The 3,106-nt window shown below is 65.3% G+C and carries 2 protein-coding genes; both read left to right on the forward strand.

What is annotated here, in order from left to right; translation table 11 throughout:
* Positions 1–299 precede the first annotated feature (299 nt).
* Complete coding sequence (locus MUO23_08650; GenBank protein MCJ7513025.1) at positions 300–2,327, forward strand: serine/threonine-protein kinase; 2,028 nt, start codon at positions 300–302, stop codon at positions 2,325–2,327.
* A gap of 152 nt (positions 2,328–2,479) precedes the next feature.
* Positions 2,480–3,106, forward strand: a 627-nt coding sequence (locus MUO23_08655) for a bifunctional 5,10-methylenetetrahydrofolate dehydrogenase/5,10-methenyltetrahydrofolate cyclohydrolase (GenBank protein MCJ7513026.1), incomplete at its 3' end; no start/stop codon positions are given.

The following is a 3,106-nucleotide window of genomic DNA, read 5'->3' on the forward strand; positions in this document are numbered from 1 at the left end:
CGGGCCCTGGCGCGCCTCCGCCTTGTGGGTCGTGGCGATGCTGAGCAGCGCCTGGCAGGCGTGGCACGCCGATGAGGCACCTGCTCGCCGGCCACAGTTTCGGTACAGGCTGGGGATCGAAGCCGGATGCAACCCCAGAATCGACCTCCCCCGGGTCATGGGCAGGGCAGGCCGAGCGGGCGGGGCCTTACAGTTTCCTTAGAGAGCGGCCTGCCTGGTCGGTGCTGCTTGTTCCCCGCAGCAGCCATGGGCTACAATCACCGAGTGAGTAGACTGCGCGACCTTCCTTTGGGCGTTTCATGCCGCTGACACCGGGCACCACACTTCACGAGCGCTACCGGATCGAGAGCATCCTCGGTCAGGGTGGCATGGGCGCCGTCTATCGTGCCATCGACATCAACCTGGGCGTCCCGGTCGCCGTCAAGGAAAACCTGTTCACGACGGAAGAGTACGCCCGCCAATTCTGGCGTGAGGCCACGATCCTGGCCGGGGTCCGGCATGCGCACCTCCCCCGAGTGACCGATCACTTCGTCATCGAAAACGAAGGTCAGTACCTGGTCATGGACTTCATCCAGGGAGAGGACCTGCGCCAGATGCTGGAGCGGGGCGGCCCGATCACCGAACAGCGCCTGCTCCCATGGTTCCTCGAGATCTGCGACGCTCTCGCCTACCTGCACTCGCGGCGGCCGCCGATTGTGCACCGCGATGTGAAACCCGGCAACATCAAGATCAATCCCGATGGGCGGGCACTGCTGGTCGACTTTGGTCTGGCGAAGATCGTGGAAGACAGCGGGTCGACGACGATCGGCGCCAAGGCTATGACCCCGGGGTTCTCGCCGCCTGAGCAGTACGGTACAGGCCGCACCGATCCCAGGAGTGACGTGTACTCCTTGGGCGCCACGATGTATGCCGCCTTGACTCTGGCCATCCCGGAGGACGCGGTCGAGCGCGTCCTCGGGCGAACGAAGCTGACGCCGATCCAGAAGCGCAACTCTCGGGTCAGCACCTCGATGGCCCGGGCGGTCGAGAAAGCGCTGGAGGTCAAGCCCGAGGATCGGTATCCGACAGTTTCGGCCTTCGCCGCTGCCCTGAGTGCGGCCTCCGGCGCCACGCAGCCGGCGGTCTCGGCCAACTACCCCCATCTGGAGAAGACGGTTGTAGCTCCGGTCAGACCGCTCGCCATCGGGACCGACGAGCTGGAGCCACTCGAGGTTCGGCGCCGGCGCTGGCCGTATTTCGTGATCGGCGGGATCGCGCTGGTACTTGTGATTGTCGGCAGCATCCTGGCATTGAGCGATGGCCGGGCGGCGTCGTCTCCGCCGGGGTCATCTTCGACTGGCGCCCCGAACCACACACCGGTAGCTCCGGGTGCGGTCGTGGGGACGCTGGCCGCAGCCTCGACCCCGAGCGGGTTCTTGCCGACTCCAGTCCCTTCGGTGGCCGCGGGGGCTTCGCCCGCCACACTGGCGACTCCGGTCGGCGGCGGTGTCGGACAGATCGCCTTTGCCTCGGCTCGAACCGGCCTGCCGCAACTCTACCTGATGAATGCCGACGGAACCGACGTCAAACAGCTCACCGACATGAAGGAGGGCGCATGTCAGCCGTCCTGGTCGCCCGATGGGGAACGGCTGATGTACATCACGCCCTGCAGGGTGAACCAGGAGTCCTATGCTGGATCCGGAATCGTGATCCTGAGCCTTGCCGACCTGGCGACCCAGGCACTTCCCAGCATTGCCGGCGGCGGGGACTTCGATCCGGCATGGTCCCCCGATGGGCAGCGAGTCGCGTTCACCTCTTTGAGAGAGCAGGACCGTCCGAATGTGTTTGTCATGCAGCTCGACGGAAGCGGCTTGGCGAGCCTGAGCGCTCCGCTGGCGTACGAGAGCCAGGCGGCCTGGTCGCCAACGGGGTCCCAACTGGCGATCTCCTCCAACCGCGTGGGCAACCCAAGAGTGTTCCTGATTCCCGATGTCGGCGGCGAGGCGGAGCGCTATTCCTGGGGCCCCAGTGATGGGGACAGATTTCCGGACTGGTCGAAAGATGGTCAGAATGTCGTGTTCGAGCGGTCGCTGGATGGATTCCCGCGCCTGTTTGTCGCTCGCTATGAAGCGCCGGGCCAGGCGAGCAAGGCGATCTGTCCCGACGGACCGCTCTCGGTCGTGCCGATGGCCGAGCCCCGCTGGTCGCCGGACGGCGGCTGGGTCGCCTTGGAGACCTGGCCCGATGGCAAGAACCACAACATTGCTATCATGACGGCGGGCTGCACCAACTTCACCGAACTCACGACCGATCCGGACCTGGATTTCGACCCCGCCTGGCGTCCATAGCCCGAAGCCGCCCTGCGCTACAGGAAGGGTATCAGGCGGGGCTGGGAACAACGTCCTTGTGGGGCTTTCGCCGCCCGCCGGATAATGAAGCCTGGGGGCGGCGCCAACCGCATCCGCCCAGCGAGCAATCCATCGACAGTGGGGAGAATGCTATGACGGCGAAGATCATCGACGGAAAAGCGATTGCGGATGAGATCCGGGGGGAGATCGGTAAGGGTGTGGAGAAGCTCGTCGGCGGCGGAGGGCCTCGGCCCGGCCTGGCCACGGTCTTGGTCGGCGAGAATCCGGCGTCGCACACCTATGTCAAGATGAAGCGCAAGGCCTGCGCCGACCTGGGGATCGAATCCTTCCCGCACGAGCTCCCAGCCACAGCCACCCAGCAGGAAGTCGAGACGCTCGTCAGGGATCTCAACGCTGATCCCAAGATCCATGGCATCCTCGTGCAACTGCCGCTGCCAGCCGGGCTGGATGAGGAAGCGGTGCTCAAGGCGGTCAGCATTGAGAAGGATGTTGACGGCTTTCACCCCATTAATATCGGACGCCTGGCGCAGAAGGGGCGCGATCCGCTGTTTGTCCCTTGCACCCCAGCCGGCTGCATGATCCTGCTCAAGAAGGCCGGTGCCACGCTGTCGGGGGCACAGGCGGTGGTCGTGGGCCGATCGAACATCGTCGGCATGCCGGCGGCGTTGCTCCTGGTGAAAGAGGATGCTACTGTCACGATCTGCCACTCGCGCACCAAGGACCTACCCGGCGTCTGCCGCCAGGCCGATATCCTGATC

The organism is Anaerolineales bacterium (assembly GCA_022866145.1).
Lineage (GTDB): Bacteria > Chloroflexota > Anaerolineae > Anaerolineales > E44-bin32 > PFL42.

Excerpts from the sequence above, each read along its gene's own strand:
- MUO23_08650 (MCJ7513025.1), top strand. The coding sequence starts at position 300 with ATGCCGCTGACACCGGGCACCACACTTCACGAGCGCTACCGGATCGAG.